Raw genomic sequence first — 16,570 nt, forward strand, 5'->3', positions numbered from 1 at the left:
GGTGCGCACAGATTGGCTCAGGCTGAGGAGGCTCTCTTGTGAAGACAGGTCTTCACCGGGCCTTTGGTGGAGCATCCACGTAATGTAAACCAAAAAGCTCGAAAGTCAGCGGGCGCAAACGCAAACGCCCCGAACGGGTCGGGGCGTTTGCGGATAACCGAGCGGCGCAGGTTCACGCCATCAGCGGCTTACTTGATGACAGGCGCAGGGCCTTCGGCCACGCCCAGGTCGTCTTCCTGGCGGGTGTCGGAGATACCGGTACCGCCGGACGCCAGTTCGCTTTGCAGCTTGTCGGTGTCCAGTTCCTTGACCCACTTGGCCACAACAAGGGTGGCCACTGCGTTACCCACCAGGTTGGTCAGCGCACGGGCTTCGGACATGAAGCGGTCGATACCCAGGATCAGCGCCAGGCCGGCAACCGGCAAGTGGCCTACGGCCGACAGGGTGGCCGCCAGTACGATGAAACCACTGCCCGTCACACCCGCAGCGCCCTTGGAGGACAGCAGCAGCACCAGCAGCAGGGTGATCTGGTGGGTGATGTCCATGTGCGTGTCGGTCGCCTGGGCGATGAACACGGCGGCCATGGTCAGGTAGATCGAGGTACCGTCAAGGTTGAACGAGTAACCGGTTGGGATCACCAGGCCGACCACGGATTTCTTCGCGCCCAGACGCTCCATCTTGATCAGCATGCGTGGCAGTGCGGATTCGGAAGACGACGTGCCCAGCACGATCAGCAGCTCTTCACGAATGTAGCGGATCAGCTTGATCACGCTGAAACCGTGGGCGCGGCAGATAGCGCCGAGCACCACCAGCACGAACAGCAGGCAGGTGATATAGAAGCAGATCATCAACTGGCCCAACTGCACCAGGGAACCCACACCGTAGGCGCCGATGGTGAATGCCATCGCGCCCAGGGCACCGATTGGCGCGAGCTTCATGATCATGTTGATGATGTTGAACATCACGTGGGCGAAGCGATCGATGAAGTCCAGTACCGGCTTGCCGTAGGCACCCAGGCGGTGCAGGGCGAAACCGAAGATCACCGAGAACATCAGCACTTGCAGGATGTCGCCGTTGGCGAAGGCGCCGACGATGGTGTTAGGGATCACATTGAGGATAAAGCCGACGATGCTCTGGTCTTTACCGGCCGTCACGTAGGCGGCGACTTTGGAAGCGTCCAGGGTTGCCACGTCGATGTGCATGCCGGCGCCCGGTTGCACGACGTTGACCACGATCAGGCCGATCAGCAACGCGATGGTGGAAACCACTTCGAAGTACAGCAACGCATAGCCGCCGGTCTTGCCGACCGATTTCATGCTTTGCATGCCAGCGATGCCGCTGACCACGGTGCAGAAAATGATCGGGGCGATGACCATTTTGATCAGCTTGATAAAGCCGTCACCCAGTGGCTTGAGGGCCACGCCGGTCTCCGGGTAGAAGTGACCAAGCAAAATACCGATAACGATTGCAACGATCACCTGGAAATACAGGGATTTGTAGATTGGCTGACGAGTCGTCATTGCAAAGTTCCTCAATCGTCCCGTGTGGCAAATATCCGCCATTGCCCACGACACTTGAATTGCGAACCCTCCTGCACTGGAGGGATTTGTTGTTTGCGAGGTTTGTAGGAACAAGCCTGCGCTGTCATCCTTACTGCAAACGGCGCGCCACTTTACGCTAAACACCCTGAAGGCCTTTAGGCATCAGGCCCGAAGGTTTACCGGGGCCTGCTCTGGACACGAACCAGGTGGCGGATTTCCGCCTAGCTGCCCAATCGCGTCCTGCAATTTGGCGGATATCCGCCTTGTTGCCTCGGCGGGTGATGACTACCATCGCCACTCCCATGGACGAGGCCCTGTCATGCGTGAACGCACCATCGCCAGTCACTTCGCCCGCGCCGCCCTGGAGGGCGCGCGTCGGGGCGGTTACGACTACTCGGGCCTGTTGCAGCAGGCGGGCATCACCCCCGAACTGCTGAGCGAACCCCGTGCGCGTATCGCTCCGGAGCAATTTACCCGGTTGCTGCAAATGCTCTGGCTGGCGCTGGATGACGAATACCTGGGTTTCGCCGACGGGCCAAGCAAGCGCGGCACCTTTGCCATGATGTGCCATGCGCTGATTCATTGCCGCACGCTGGAGAAGGCGCTGGAACGCGGCTTATTGTTTTATAGCCTATTCCCACACGGCCCGCGCTGGCAGCTGACACGGGAAGGCGACATGGCACGCTTGAGCCTGGACGACTCGCAACTCTGGGACCCGCACCACTTTCTCAGCGAATGCCTGCTGGTGATCTGGCATCGCCTGGGCAGTTGGCTGATCGGCCAGCGCATCCGGTTGCACCAGACCACGTTCAGCTACCCGATGCCGCCACACGCCAATGAATATGACCTGTTGTTCCCCTGCCCTCTGGTATTCGGTGCACCGAACAGCAGCCTGGTGTTCCCCGCCCGCTACTTGAGCCTGCCGCTGTTGCAGGACGAACGCACCCTCAAGCACTTTCTCGAGCGCTCGCCCGCAGACCTGTTGTCACGCCCGGATGAAGGCGACAGCTTGAGCAGCCAGTTACGCCGCCTGTTGAGCCGCGACCGCACGCCCTGGCCAGACCTGGAGGCCGTTGCCCAGCACTTGCATATCAGCCCACAGACCCTGCGTCGGCATTTGCGCGAAGAAGGCAGCAGTTTTCAGGCACTCAAGGATGAGCTGCGGCGGGACATCGCCATCTACCATTTGGGGCGAGCGGATTTGTCATTACAAGAGATCGCCGAACAACTGGGCTTCTCCGAGCCGTCGGCGTTTCATCGGGCATTCAAGAAGTGGACGGGGCTGACGCCGGGGGCCTATCGGGCGCAGGAGAGTTAGAAGAGTGTTGTGGCAGAGGGCCTCATCGGGGGCAAGCCCCTCCCACATTTAACTGGGTTCACACAGTTTGATTTGTGAATACATTCAAACTGTGGGAGGGGGCTTGCCCCCGATAGCGCCAGCCCAGTCACTACTGATCACACGGCCGGAAAATGAATCCTGAACGCCGCGCCACCCAGCGCCGAATCACCCAGGGTCAGTCGTGCGTGATAGCTTTCAATGATGTCCTTGACCACCGCCAGTCCGATCCCCTGCCCTGGATGCTGACGGTCGAGCCGCTCGCCCCGCTGCAGAATCCGCGCGCGCTGATCCGGTGGTACGCCGGGGCCGTCGTCTTCGATGCACAACTCAATGCCTTCAAGGTTTTCCACCAGGCTGATGCGCACTTCGCTCAGGCATAGGCGATAGGCGTTTTCCAGCAGGTTGCCGAGCATTTCGAGCAGGGCGCCTTTCTCGATGGGCACGTCGCACTCGTCGGGCAGCTCGAGGGAGACGGTGACGCGTTTGTCCCGGTAAACCTTGTCCAACGTGTCGCACAGGCTTTGCAGCACCGGTTCCAGGCGGACCTGGTGGCGTACCAGGCCGCTCTTGCGCAGGCTGGCGCGCTGTAATTGATAGCCGATCTGCTGGCTCATGCGCTCGATCTGCGATTGCAGCACCCAGGCCTGGCTGCGTTCTTCGGGGCGCTGGGCCATGTCTTCGCTGACCCCCTGCAGTACCGCCAGCGGAGTTTTCAGGCTATGGGCCAGGTCATCCAGGGAGTCGCGATAGCGCGCACGCTGCTCGCGTTCGCTGTGCAGCAAACGGTTGAGGGAACCGGTGAGGCGCAGCAGTTCCCGGGGATGTTCTTCGCTGAGGCTTTCGCGGGTGCCGCCTTCGATCTGGTCCAGTTCCTGGCTCAGCCGCCGCAAGGCTTGCAGGCCCCAGGTCAGGCCAAGCCACAGCAACGTCAGCAGCACCAGCAACGCCGCGCCGAACCCCAGGTAGAGATTCTCGCGCAGGCCTTCGAGGGTCAATTGGTACTCGCGCACCGGTTGCAGGGCGACAATGCTGAAGGCCGCACTTTTGCCGCCCAGCAACCGGACCTCGACGTCGTAGACAAAAAATTCCTGGCCGTTGGCCTCGCGAATGCGCGCAAATTCGTTGCCGCGCCCATCGTAGCGCGGCTTGTAGTTGATGTTTTCTTCCTGGGTCGCCCGCGAACGCCATACGAGGTGGCCTTCACGGTCGTAGATATAGCCGAGCAGGCGGCTGTCGGTCAGGTTGAAGCGTTCATCGGGCAGCTGCGCCGGCATCAGCAGCCGGTTATTTTCCACGCGTGCCGCAGAGATCAGGGTGGTCACATCCGACGCCAGGCGCTGCTCGATGGAATCCTGCAATGCCAGGCTGAACGCGCCTTGCATGGCGGGCAGCAAGCCCAGCATGAACAGCACCGCCAGGGTGGCGGCGGCCAGCATCAGGCGCACGCGTAGCGAGCGAATCAACGGCAGCGCTCATTGAACAGGTAGCCCAGGCCCCGCACGGTGTCGATCGGCTTGAACCCGGCCGGCCCTTCCAGCTTGCGGCGCAGGCGACCGACCAGTACTTCGATGACGTTCGGGTCGCGCTCGTCGTCATCGGGATACAGCTGCTCCATCAAGCGGTCCTTGGCCACCACTTGTTGATGATGGCGCATCAGGTACTCGAGGATCCGGTACTCATAGGCGGTCAGCGCCAGCGGCTGCTCATCCAGCGAGGCTTGCTTGCGATTGAGGTCCAGCAGCAGCGGGCCGGCGACGATGGTGGATTGGGTAAAGCCGCTGGAGCGGCGCAGCAAGGCGTTCATCCGCGCCTCCAGCTCTTCGAACTGGAACGGTTTGACCACGTAGTCGTCGGCACCGGCAGCCAGGCCTTCGACTTTGTCCTGCCAGTTGCCACGGGCGGTAAGAATGAGGATCGGAAAGGTCTTGGCCTGGGTACGCAGTTGCCGGATCAGGTCCAGGCCGCCCATGCCGGGCAGGCCCAGGTCGATGATCGCCAGGTCATGGTTGAATTGGCCGGTCTGGTACAGGGCTTCCTCGGCATTGGCCACAGCCTCGACGACGTGGCCGCTGTCGGTCAGGCGGGTAAACAGGTGATGACGCAACAGCGCCTCATCTTCCACCACCAGCAATTTCATAAGGCTCTCCAAGGCAATTCAACAGTCCGAGCGAGGGATATCATAGCGGCCCTGCACGTCTTGCGGGCGCAGTTTAATGCCATTGTAGTGGCCCGACTCAAGCGCGTAGCCGGTGCGGTAGCCCGGTTTTGGGGCGCCAGCGCTCAGCGACTGGCCCCACGGGGCGGCCTGAATGCTCACCTCTTCGAAGCTGACACGCTGGATCAGGTTGCTGGATTTCCTGCTCTTCTCGCGGCCAAAGCCGGCAAAGCTGCTATCGCTGGCTTGCACGCCGGCGGTGGCACTGAGCATGGTCAACGCCAACATCAGCTTCTTGATCGCAGTCATGGTCGTTACCTCTTACGCATTCAGGCTGTGACGTCCAGACTACGCAAGCGCCCCTGAACTCCCCCTGAACAGGCTCTGAACCTGGCCTTGACCGCAACGGGCTATGCACTGGCGCGCCAACTCGGCAAAATGTCGCGCATGATGCCCCTACCCGCCTGTTGTACCCCACTCGATGCCCATTGGCCGCTGCCTGCGCCCTTGCCCGGCACCGTATTCTTGAGCACGCGTTTCGACCCGGCCTTATTGAACCCTGAGGATTTTCAGCGCAGCGCCGTGCCGCCACCGGCGAGCATCCAGCGCTCGGTGGCCAAGCGCCAGGCGGAATTCCTCGCCGGCCGCCTGTGCGCCCGTGAAGCGTTGCAACGACTGGATAATCTCGACTGCATCCCGGCCATCGGTGACGACCGCGCGCCGATCTGGCCAGGGCATATCAGTGGCTCCATTACCCACAGCACCGGGCACGCCGCAGCAATTGTCGGGCATAAGGCGCAATGGCGCGGGCTGGGGATGGACCTGGAGAACCTGCTCGCGCTGGAACGGGCGGAACGCCTGGCGGGGGAAATTCTCACCGTGGATGAACTGCAGCGCATGGCGGCCCTGCCCCGTGAGCAAATCGCCTTGCTGGTGACACTCACGTTTTCGGCCAAGGAGAGTCTGTTCAAGGCGCTCTACCCGATCGTGCAGAAGCGCTTCTATTTTGAGCATGCCGAGGTGGTGGAGTGGTCACTGGCGGGGCAGGTGCGGCTGCGGTTGCTGACGGACCTGTCCAGTGAGTGGTGCCATGGCAAGGAGCTGGTTGGGCAGTTTGCGGTGGAGGGGGAGCAGTTGTTGAGCCTGGTGGCTGTCGGCGCTTGATAGACAGTCATCGGGGGCAAGCCCCCTCCCACATTTGGAATGCATGGCAATATCAGGGTTTTTCCTGATCCCTGGGCCAACTCAGACTGAAACACGCGCCGCCCAGGTTGTTGCTCTTGCTGATCAGCGCCCGCCCGCCATGCCAATGGATAATCCGCCGCACAATCGACAGGCCCAGGCCATGCCCGCCCGAGGCGCGGGTGCGGCTGTCGTCCAGGCGCAGGAAGGGTGTGAAGATGCGTTCCCAGGCGCTTTCCGGCACGCCGGGGCCATCGTCTTCCACGTCGATACGGCAACGCACCTGCCCTACTTGATAACTGATCAGCACCTGGCCCTTGGCGTGGCGCATGGCGTTACTCACCAGGTTCTGCAGCGCGCGATGCAGGTAGCGGGGTTCGGCATCGACCCAGGCATCCTGCCAATGCGCCGATGACAGGCAGGTACCCCGGCTGACGCTGACCTGCGGGCGCAGTGGCGACAATTCGCCGATCACCTGATCGAGCAATGCATCGAGGTCGACGCGCTGGAAGTTCAACGCCGGCGCGCCCTGCTCCAGGCGCGCATAAGTGAGCATTTCATCCACCAGGCCATCGAGGTCCTGGATATCCCCGTCCATGCCCTCCAGGTATTTGCGCCGCGCCTCGGCCGTGGCGGCATCGCCCAGCATCTCCAGGCCGAAGCGCAGGCGCGCTACCGGCGTGCGCAGCTCGTGGGACACCGCACGCACCAGTTCACGCTGAATCGCCAGCAATTGTTGCAAGTGCTCGGCCATACCATTGAACGCGGCCGCGAGCCGCCCTACCGAATCGGCGCCACGGGCCGGTACGCGAACTTCCAGATTGCCCTTGGCGATCCGCGTGGCCGCCGCCTCCAGCCCCTTGAGCCGGCGCTCGAGCTGACGCACCAACAGGTAGACGATCAAACCGATCAGGGTCAGGCCGATCAGGGCGATCAGGATCAGCCATTGCGCCGGGTACGGGTTCATTTGATACAGCGGGCCGATCTCCAGCACCCACGGCGTGCCGACCATGCCGGCGAACACGCGGATCGAATCACCGCCCTTGCCCAGGGCCATCACCGTATCGCCTTCCGCCACGCGACGGCGCTGGTCGTCGTCCATATCGGCCTGGTCGAGGGCCATCAGATGCATCTCGAACCCAAAACCCTTGGCCTGCTTGAGATCAGCCAAACGTTGCGGCTGCTCGGCCACCGGGAACCGCACCAGTTCGTCGGCCAGCAGGTAGATCGTGGCGCGGGCCAATTGCTCGCTGATTTGCTGCACTTCGCCGGTGAGCACCAATTGCTCCGGTTCGCTGACCAGGCGCACTACGCGCGCGGCATGAGGCCCGGTCTGTTCCACCAGGACCTGGCCACGTTGCAGACGCTTGCGCTGGCTCAGGTCCAGTTGTGCGTCGGTGAAGGTGCGCAACTGCAGCGGGATGCCCAGCAATCGTTCCCACACCGCCAATGCACGCTGGCGCTCGAGGGCGCTCATGGGCTGCAGGTTGTCGCCCATCAGCGCAAAGGTGCCGTGTGCCAGGCGCTCGCGGTATTGGTCGCTGCGCACATCGTTGAGCAAGTGCAGCGCCAGTACGCCCAGCAACGCGACCAGGATCAGCGCGGTGCACATGCCGCCGTAGATACGCAGGAAGATCGAGTTCACAGGGGCATATCGGCGGCGGCTTCAGGCACGAACAGGTAGCCTTTGCTGCGGATGGTCTTGATCAGGCGCGGGTGGATCGGGTCATCGCCGATCTTCGGGCGAATACGTGAGATGCGCACATCAATCGAGCGATCCTGGCCGTCGTAGCCAACGCCACGCAGGGCAATGAAGATTTCTTCGCGCGAGAGAATGCGCCCGGCATTCGCCACCAACAGCCACAGCAGATCGAACTCGGCACTGGTCAGTTCGATACCCTTTTGGTGCAACCAGGCCTCGCGCAAGGCGTTGTCCACCACCAGCGGGCCGAATTGCAGGCGGCGCTGGTTTTCCACCACAACCGGTAACGCCGGCTCGCTGCGCCGCAGCAGGGCCTGGATGCGTGCCAGTAACAGGCGCGGGCGCACCGGTTTGCACACGTAGTCGTCGGCGCCCAGGTCCAGGCCGAGCACCTGATCCATCTCATCGGTACGCGCCGTCAGCATCAGGATCACGCCCTCATAGCGCTCGCGCACCTTGCGGCAGATGCTCAGGCCGTCTTCGCCCGGCAGCATCAGGTCGAGGATCACCAGGTCCGGTTGTTCGGCGATGATGCGCGCCGCGGCCTGGGCACCGTCGTTCTCCACCGACACCCGCAGGCCGTTGCTCTCCAGGTATTCGCGGGTCAGCTCGGCCAGTCGCTCGTCGTCCTCGACAATCAATATCTGCCAGGGTTCTTGCTCCACGCGGTGTCCTCATTGTTATAAGAAATGCTGATGGTCGACACGGTCGAGGCATACCCTGATTGTCATGTATTGAGGGCATAACGAGGGTCGATTGTAGCCACGGGCCGACCCCTGAACACAAGCCTGGAAATCCATTCGGTCATGGCGTTTTTTTGTGATAGGGTTCGCGCCCTCAAAAATCCAACCGACAGTTTTTGCCTGGAAATATTCGGTGACAGGCGGCGTAATCCAGCAGTGCTGCGGCCTACACGGGCGTTCCATGATTCATACACATTTTACCCACAGCGTTATCCACAGGTAGTACGTTGCTAAGCCCCCAAAAACGCATTATCTTGTACCTCGGCACTTCCAGAGACCCTACATGTAGGGTTTTGGCAATAAGCGCCCAACCACATAAGCGGCTCGAAATTCAAGCGTTTTATTGCTGGCACAGCGTGGAACCAACCGATTTTCAGTAGACCAAACCGCTCACGCGGATGGCAGCTGTTTTTCATCCGAGACATGGAAAACGGTACGGGTGTTGCAGGAAAGCCTGGCACTCGCAATCAAATATAGAACGTGGAGACAACCCCCCATGCAAACCGACACAACTCGCGAGAACCCGCAGGGCTCCGTGCCGCAGGCCGCTGATTCGAACCTGGATCTGGCCGCCACTGCACCTGGCCAATTGCGCGTGATCAAGCGTAACGGCACTGTCGTTCCTTACACCGATGACAAAATCACCGTCGCCATCACCAAAGCGTTTCTTGCAGTTGAAGGCGGCACCGCTGCCGCCTCGTCGCGCATCCACGACACTGTTGCACGCCTGACCGAACAAGTGACCGCGACCTTCAAGCGTCGCATGCCATCGGGCGGCACTATCCACATCGAAGAAATCCAGGACCAGGTCGAACTGGCCCTGATGCGTGCCGGCGAGCAGAAAGTTGCCCGTGACTACGTGATCTACCGTGATTCCCGGGCCAAGGAACGTGCCGTGCACGCGCCGGCCGCCGAATCCGTCCAGGCGCATCCTTCGATTCGCATCACCCTGGCCGATGGCAGCTTTGCGCCGCTGGACCTGGGCCGCCTCAACACCATCATCACCGAGGCCTGCGAAGGCCTGGAAGAAGTCGATGGTGACCTGATCCAGCGCGAAACCCTGAAGAACCTGTACGACGGCGTGGCCCTGACCGACGTCAACACCGCCCTGGTGATGACTGCCCGTACCCTGGTCGAGCGTGAGCCGAACTACTCGTTCGTCACCGCGCGCCTGCTGATGGACACCCTGCGCGCCGAAGGCCTGGGTTTCCTGGGCGTGGCCGACAGCGCCACCCACCACGAGATGGCTGACCTGTACGCCAAGGCGCTGCCCGCCTACATCGCCAAGGGTATCGAATTCGAATTGCTGAACCCGATCCTGGCCACCTTCGACCTGGAAAAACTCGGCAAGGCGATCAACCACGAGCGCGACCAGCAGTTCACCTACCTGGGCCTGCAAACCCTGTACGACCGTTACTTCATCCACAAGGACGGTATCCGCTTCGAACTGCCGCAAGTGTTCTTCATGCGCGTGGCCATGGGCCTGGCGATCGAAGAGAAGCACAAAGAAGACCGTGCGATCGAGTTCTACAACCTGTTGTCGTCCTTCGACTACATGTCGTCCACGCCGACCCTGTTCAACGCCGGTACCCTGCGTCCACAGCTGTCGAGCTGCTACCTGACCACCGTGCCGGACGACCTGTCGGGCATCTACCACGCGATCCACGACAACGCCATGCTGTCCAAATTCGCCGGTGGCCTGGGTAACGACTGGACGCCGGTTCGTGCACTGGGTTCGTACATCAAGGGCACCAATGGTAAATCCCAGGGCGTCGTGCCGTTCCTGAAAGTGGTGAACGATACCGCCGTTGCCGTGAACCAGGGTGGCAAGCGCAAAGGCGCTGTGTGTGCCTACCTGGAAACCTGGCACATGGACATTGAAGAGTTCATCGAGCTGCGCAAGAACACCGGTGATGATCGTCGTCGTACCCACGACATGAACACCGCCAACTGGATCCCTGACCTGTTCATGAAGCGTGTCTTCGATGACGGCAAGTGGACCCTGTTCTCGCCATCCGAAGTGCCGGACCTGCACGACCTGACCGGCAAGGCCTTCGAAGAGCGCTACGAGTACTACGAAGCCCTCACCGAGTACCCAGGCAAGGTCAAGCTGTTCAAGACCATCCAGGCCAAAGACCTGTGGCGCAAAATGCTGTCCATGCTGTTCGAAACCGGCCACCCATGGCTGACCTTCAAAGACCCGTGCAACCTGCGCAGCCCGCAGCAGCACGTCGGCGTGGTGCATAGCTCGAACCTGTGCACCGAGATCACCTTGAACACCAACAAGGACGAGATCGCCGTTTGCAACCTGGGCTCGATCAACCTGCCGAACCACATCGTCAACGGCAAGCTGGACACCGCCAAGCTGGAACGCACCGTCAACACCGCCGTACGCATGCTCGATAACGTGATCGACATCAACTACTACTCGGTGCCACAGGCGCAGAACTCCAACTTCAAGCACCGTCCAGTGGGCCTCGGCATCATGGGCTTCCAGGACGCTTTGTATCTGCAGCACATTCCTTACGGTTCCGATGCTGCCGTCGAGTTCGCCGACAAGTCCATGGAAGCGGTCAGCTACTACGCGATCCAGGCGTCCTGCGACCTGGCCGACGAGCGCGGCGCCTACGAGACGTTCCAGGGTTCGCTGTGGTCCAAGGGCATCCTGCCGCTGGATTCGCAACAGATCCTGATCGAGCAACGTGGCCAGAAGTACATTGACGTTGACCTGGAAGAATCCTTGGACTGGGCGCCAGTACGTGCCCGTGTGCAGAAAGGTATTCGTAACTCCAACATCATGGCCATTGCACCGACCGCGACCATCGCCAACATCACTGGCGTTTCGCAGTCGATCGAACCGACCTACCAGAACCTGTATGTGAAATCGAACCTGTCGGGCGAATTCACCGTGATCAACCCGTATCTGGTTCGCGACCTGAAAGCCCGCGGTCTGTGGGACTCGGTGATGATCAACGACCTGAAGTACTACGACGGTTCGGTGCAACAGATCGAGCGCATCCCGCAGGAACTCAAAGAGCTCTACGCCACTGCGTTCGAAGTGGACACCAAGTGGATCGTTGACGCCGCCAGCCGTCGTCAGAAGTGGATCGACCAGGCGCAGTCCCTGAACCTCTACATTGCCGGTGCTTCGGGCAAGAAGCTCGACGTGACCTACCGCATGGCTTGGTACCGTGGCTTGAAAACCACTTACTACCTCCGTGCCCTGGCCGCGACCAGCACCGAGAAGTCGACTATCAACACCGGTAAGCTCAACGCGGTTTCCAGCGGCAACCACGGTGACGATTCGGTACTCGCTGCGCCAGCCGGCCCGGCACCGGTGCCGAAGGCTTGTGCGATTGACGAGCCGGATTGTGAGGCTTGCCAATAAGCTGAGCACGCCCTGGGTTTGACCCCAAGGCTGAAAAGCCCCCGATAGGCCTCTGGTGTATCGGGGGCTTTCTTTTGCCTGGTGAAACGTTCGTGCGCGGCTAAAACAATACGGTTGCGATACCCGCCTGAGGCACACCGCCTCGACGGCCCCACAACTCAACCCGCCCGTTGATCACCGCCATGGAATGCCCCCCGTACGCGACTGTACCCACCTTGCTGCTTCGCAAGTCGGCATCCGTAGCCTGCCTGTAATGATTCCTGAGCCCCAAACGGTCTAACCCTTCACGAGAGTACTCACCATCGTTCACACTTTTCATCGCTTCAATAAAACCCTTCCCAGCCGTGCCATCGTTGTTCTCCATTTGTGCCCGCTTGGCACTCATCGCAAACATGAAGTTGGCATCAGTCATCATTTGTGGATCATCACCCTTAAATCGTGCATAGGTTGCCGCTTGTTGCAATTCGTCCTTGGTTAACTTGTAGACCTTGTCGCTGTCCCTCATGACCACCTCGTAACCATTGGCGGTCTCTTTCACACTTTTGTAGATGTCTGTCGGTTTCTGGCCGAAATGCATCATGGCGGCCTTTATTGCAGAAACGGTAACGCAATTGCCATCAGGCCCCTGGCTGAACCCACTCCAGATATTGTCCGGCTTTTTCCCCGGATTACTGTTATCAGGCTTGTAATTGAAATGCTTTGAGCCTTCGGTAATCGGCTTGTTGCTCATGGACTCGACAGGACCAAATCCCTCCGGGCTCACTCTACCGCCGCCACCTCCTCCACCACCGCGACCTCCCGGCGGCGGCGGGGCAGGCGGTGCTACATCATCATTGGGAAACCATTCCTCCAGCATCCGTTTGAGGAACTCAAGGAATTTGTCATCCGCTTCCTGGATCAGCTTGTTAAGCACTTCCTTGAATTTCTCATCACCCAGTTTCTGGCGCAGCTCATTCAACTTGTCGCGCAAATCCTGAGCCGTCTGGGTCTTGGAGCCTTGTTCGGCATCGAACAACTGGTTGAGTAATGTCTTGACCGCGGACACTTCACCAGCAGGTTCGGGGAAAGCTGACTCCCTACGCGCAATGACCGGTACATGATTTATGCGCCCAGCACCTGGCGCAGATATTCCTGAGCTCCACATTCCAAGCCCTCCTCACTGATTCTTGAGCCCCTCAGGGCCGTTGCCCGATCAGTGGTGCGCCAGGATTGAAGCGTTCCTTCTCAAGCATTTCCGGGCGTTACCCGATGTGCCGCAGGCTATTTTCTTACGCCCACAAAAAAGCCCCTCCTAAGAGGGGCTTCTTGTCGAGCGCTACCGCATCAGGTCATCTGAATGATGGTCTGCATGATGGTGCTCTGGGTGGAGATGGTCTTGGCGTTCGCCTGGTAGTTGCTCTGGGCCTTGATCAGGTCCACCAGCTCGTTGGTCAGGTTGACGTTGGAGTTCTCCAGAGAGTTGGCCACGATCGAACCCAGTGTGCCGGCTTGCGGAGTGTCGTACCCAGGCTGGCCCGAAGCGAAGGTCTCTTTCCAGGTGGTGCTGCCGCCGGGTTGCAGGCCTTGTTCGTTATTGAAGCTGGCCAGCGAGATCTGGCCGATGGCCTTGCTCTGCTGATTGCTGAAGGTGGCGAACATTACGCCGTTGCCGTCGATCTTCAGGCCGGTGATCTGGCCGGTGGCATAGCCATCGGTGACCGGAGGGTTACGGTAGGTGGCCGAATTGTATTGGGTAATGTTGGCCATGTTGACGGCAATCCCGCCCGGGTTGGCGTTCGCGCCGTTAGCCTTCCACACACCATTAGTCACTGTGCCCGGCACCCAGCCTGCAACGGTGAGCGTCTTATCGGACACACCACCGGTCACCACGCTGGTGAGTTTGCCCGCGCCATCGAAGGTCAATGTCGACGCTACAGGCGGGGTCGACGGGGTGCCCGTCGGTGCCGAACCATCAGGATTGCGACCGTCGATCAGGGTATAGGCATTCCACTTGTTGCCGTCGGTTTTCACCAGGTACTGCACCATTGGGTGCGCGTTGCCCTGGGAGTCGTACAAAGTGGTGCTGTATTGAGTGGTGAAGGTATCGGTCTTGGTCGGGTCGAACGGCTTGGCCGTTTGGTCGATTACCGGCTCCGAGGAGTTCAGGTTACTGGTGGAGTCCACCTTGGTGGACGCCTTGGGCGGCAGGTTAGTCAGGTTCAGTTGCAGGTCGGTGAGCCCGCCCTTGATGATCTTGCCGTCATCATCCGCCGCGTAACCCTGCAGGCGCGAGGTACCCGTGTTGTTGGTGATGAAGCCGTCTTTGTCGGCACGGAAGGCACCGCTGCGGGTGTACTCCAGCGAACCGTCGCTGCCCTTCTGTACGAAGAAGCCACCGCCCTGGATCGCCATGTCCAGGATACCGCCGCTGCCGTTAACGTCACCCTGGGTGAATTGCTGGGATACCGCCGCCAGGTTCACACCATTGCCGATGCTGTTCTGGCCGGTGCCCAGTTTGGACGCCGCGTAGATATCCGCGAACTCTGCACGAGACGACTTGAAACCCGTGGTCGCGACGTTGGCGATGTTGTTGCCGGTCACGTCCAGTTGTTTGTTGGCCGCATAGAGGCCGCTAAGGCCGATATTAAAAGACATGTTTCTCTCCCTCTGCCGTATTTAGCCGGCTCTATGTACCGATAGTCTGAATTTGCGACAGCTTGACGCTGCCCATGCCGCCTGCCAGGTTCAGCAGCATCTCGCCGCCGGTCTTGCTCAGCGTCACGCTGGTGACAGTTGCCGGCAGCGAAGTGGCCAGGGCAACCGCGTCGCCCTTGTCATTCTTGGTCGAGGCCGCGAAGGTGTAAGTACCGGCTGGGGCCACCTCACCCGCTTCGTTCTTGCCATCCCAGATAAAGTCCGAAACCCCTGCGCTCTGAGCGCCCAGATCGAGGGTGCGCACCACGTTGCCGTCTTTATCGGTGATCTTGACCGAGACGTTGCCCGTCGCCGCTGTCACCGCCACCGAACCGGTCATGCTCTTGCTGGTATCGACCAGCGCCTTGTCGGTCTGGGTGATGATCGAACGTCCGACCAGCGACGAAGCCTGCAGCGCCTGGGATGAGCTGAAGTTGCTCGAGATGTTATTCACCGAGTCATTCAGGGTGTTGATGCCTTCCAGGCTGCTGAACTGCGCCAGCTGAGCCACGAACGCACCGTTATCCTGTGGCGACAAGGGGTTCTGGTTTTTCAGCTGGGTCACCAGCAGTTGCAGGAATGCATCCTTGCCCAGGGCCTGGTCGCCTGTGGCGGCCTTGGAAACATTCGCTACATTGTTTGAAGCGTCCTTGACCTTGGAATTGAAGAGGTCCTGGACTGCCGTATTGTTCGACGTATCAACGATGGCCATTATTTGGCGCCCCTTATCACTGACCCAGGGTCAGGACCTTCTGCATCATGGTTTTGGCGGTGTTCATCATTTCCGCGTTGGTCTGGAACGAGCGACTGGCGGAAATCATGTCGGCCATTTCCTCGACCACGTTGACGTTGGGGTAATAGACGTAACCCTTTTCGTTCGCCGCCGGATGGTTGGGCTCGTAACGCGCTTCGAGGTTGCTCTGGTCTTCGACCACACCCAGCACCTGCACGCCTTGACCGGCGGCATCCTGGTTCTGGAACAGCGAATCACTGCCGCCGCTCTGGCCGCCCTGGAACATGGTGGCGAACACTGGATGCCGGGCACGGTAAGTCTGGTCGATGCTCGAAGACACGGTCTCGGCGTTGGCGATGTTACTGGCGACGGTGTTCAAACGCGTGGTCTGCGCGCTCATGCCACTGCCGGCAATATTGAAAACACTGGACAGGGACATGGCTTATTCTCCACGCAGGGCTGACATCAGCCCTTTGAATTTGCTGTTGAGCAGGGTAAAGCTGGCCTGGAAATTCACCGAGTTTTCGGCGTAGTTCGATTGTTCCAGCTGGGCATCGACGGTGTTCTGGTCGATCGATGGCTGCATTGGCGTGCGATACAGCAGCGACTCGTCACCACTGCTCAGGCCTTGCGCTTCGATATGACGGCTGTTGGTCATGTTCAAGGCGAAGGTGCCGTTCTTGGTCTTGTCCTGCTGCGCGGCGAGCACGGCGGAGAAGTCCAGATCCCGAGCCTTGTAGTTCGGGGTATCGGCGTTGGCAATGTTGTTGGCCAGGACTTCGGCACGCTGGGCGCGGAAGCCCAGGGCTTGTTCGTGGATACCGAGCGCTTTATCGAAGCTGATGCTCATGGCGGAAACCTTTAGGCTGACCTGCTATTCGTTAACAGGGCTATAGCAAGGTGCATGCCAATCTGCGGGGGGCCCATATATCAAGGGCTGGCGGGGAGGTTGCCGGTGGCAATGCCAGAAAAGCGGCAAGTACTTTCCGCGTGGCGTCAGTAAAGCGGCAATACGACTTGCCGCTTCCGGTGGGATGGTGGCAAAACAAATGTGGGAGGGGGCTTGCTCCCGATGGCGGTGTATCAGTGATAAAGATATCAACTGAACCACCGC

The 16,570-nt window shown here is 60.2% G+C and carries 14 protein-coding genes; 3 read left to right on the forward strand and 11 right to left on the reverse strand.

Annotation, left to right across the window (positions count from 1 at the left end; all coding sequences use genetic code 11):
• Positions 1–188 precede the first annotated feature (188 nt).
• Complete coding sequence (locus C4J84_RS19030) at positions 189–1,520, reverse strand: dicarboxylate/amino acid:cation symporter (protein ID WP_124407955.1); 1,332 nt, start codon at positions 1,518–1,520, stop codon at positions 189–191.
• Between the two features lie 340 nt (positions 1,521–1,860).
• Here C4J84_RS19030 and C4J84_RS19035 point away from each other — a divergent pair, with 340 nt between their 5' ends.
• Positions 1,861–2,859, forward strand: coding sequence for an AraC family transcriptional regulator (locus C4J84_RS19035; RefSeq protein WP_124430297.1), 999 nt, complete (start codon positions 1,861–1,863; stop codon positions 2,857–2,859).
• Between the two features lie 137 nt (positions 2,860–2,996).
• Here the strand turns inward: C4J84_RS19035 and C4J84_RS19040 are convergent, their stop codons facing one another.
• The 3 genes from C4J84_RS19040 to C4J84_RS19050 are packed head-to-tail and all read right to left on the reverse strand — an operon-like array spanning position 2,997 to position 5,344.
• Positions 2,997–4,343 carry an ATP-binding protein gene (locus C4J84_RS19040; protein ID WP_124368038.1) on the reverse strand — a complete coding sequence of 449 codons (1,347 nt, stop codon included), beginning with the start codon at positions 4,341–4,343 and terminating at the stop codon, positions 2,997–2,999.
• Positions 4,340–5,017, reverse strand: coding sequence for a response regulator (locus C4J84_RS19045; protein ID WP_010208358.1), 678 nt, complete (start codon positions 5,015–5,017; stop codon positions 4,340–4,342). Before C4J84_RS19045 ends, C4J84_RS19040 begins: the two co-directional genes overlap by 4 nt.
• An 18-nt stretch (positions 5,018–5,035) precedes the next feature.
• Positions 5,036–5,344, reverse strand: coding sequence for a hypothetical protein (locus C4J84_RS19050; RefSeq protein WP_124371583.1), 309 nt, complete (start codon positions 5,342–5,344; stop codon positions 5,036–5,038).
• A gap of 138 nt (positions 5,345–5,482) precedes the next feature.
• Between C4J84_RS19050 and C4J84_RS19055 the strand changes: the two genes are divergently transcribed.
• Complete coding sequence (locus C4J84_RS19055; RefSeq protein ID WP_124436341.1) at positions 5,483–6,199, forward strand: 4'-phosphopantetheinyl transferase; 717 nt, start codon at positions 5,483–5,485, stop codon at positions 6,197–6,199.
• 52 nt (positions 6,200–6,251) lie between these two features.
• Here C4J84_RS19055 and C4J84_RS19060 read toward each other — a convergent pair whose 3' ends face one another.
• Together C4J84_RS19060 and C4J84_RS19065 are read right to left on the reverse strand one after the other, a co-directional pair.
• Positions 6,252–7,862, reverse strand: coding sequence for an ATP-binding protein (locus tag C4J84_RS19060; RefSeq protein ID WP_124435947.1), 1,611 nt, complete (start codon positions 7,860–7,862; stop codon positions 6,252–6,254).
• Positions 7,859–8,584: a response regulator gene (locus tag C4J84_RS19065; RefSeq protein ID WP_124405032.1), complete on the reverse strand. Its 726-nt coding sequence runs from the start codon at positions 8,582–8,584 to the stop codon at positions 7,859–7,861. Before C4J84_RS19065 ends, C4J84_RS19060 begins: the two co-directional genes overlap by 4 nt.
• A gap of 574 nt (positions 8,585–9,158) precedes the next feature.
• Here C4J84_RS19065 and C4J84_RS19070 point away from each other — a divergent pair.
• Entirely contained in the window at positions 9,159–12,050 is a 2,892-nt protein-coding gene (locus C4J84_RS19070; RefSeq protein ID WP_124435948.1) for a ribonucleoside-diphosphate reductase subunit alpha, read from the forward strand.
• Between the two features lie 100 nt (positions 12,051–12,150).
• Here C4J84_RS19070 and C4J84_RS19075 read toward each other — a convergent pair whose 3' ends face one another.
• From C4J84_RS19075 to flgB, 5 genes are all read right to left on the reverse strand, one after another.
• Entirely contained in the window at positions 12,151–13,194 is a 1,044-nt protein-coding gene (locus C4J84_RS19075) for a hypothetical protein (protein WP_124435949.1), read from the reverse strand.
• 179 nt (positions 13,195–13,373) lie between these two features.
• Complete coding sequence (flgE, locus tag C4J84_RS19080; RefSeq protein ID WP_124364032.1) at positions 13,374–14,684, reverse strand: flagellar hook protein FlgE; 1,311 nt, start codon at positions 14,682–14,684, stop codon at positions 13,374–13,376.
• Between the two features lie 31 nt (positions 14,685–14,715).
• Positions 14,716–15,435 (reverse strand): flagellar hook assembly protein FlgD, encoded by a 720-nt coding sequence (flgD, locus tag C4J84_RS19085; protein WP_124371587.1) that lies wholly within the window; start codon positions 15,433–15,435, stop codon positions 14,716–14,718.
• A gap of 16 nt (positions 15,436–15,451) precedes the next feature.
• Complete coding sequence (flgC, locus tag C4J84_RS19090; protein WP_024076985.1) at positions 15,452–15,895, reverse strand: flagellar basal body rod protein FlgC; 444 nt, start codon at positions 15,893–15,895, stop codon at positions 15,452–15,454.
• Positions 15,896–15,898: 3 nt separating this feature from the next.
• The gene (gene flgB / locus C4J84_RS19095) at positions 15,899–16,306 is read right to left on the reverse strand and encodes a flagellar basal body rod protein FlgB (protein WP_057726450.1); all 408 of its coding nucleotides are present in this window, start codon (positions 16,304–16,306) and stop codon (positions 15,899–15,901) included.
• Positions 16,307–16,570: the final 264 nt, after the last annotated feature.

The organism is Pseudomonas sp. R11-23-07 (assembly GCF_003852295.1).
Taxonomy (GTDB): Bacteria; Pseudomonadota; Gammaproteobacteria; order Pseudomonadales; family Pseudomonadaceae; genus Aquipseudomonas.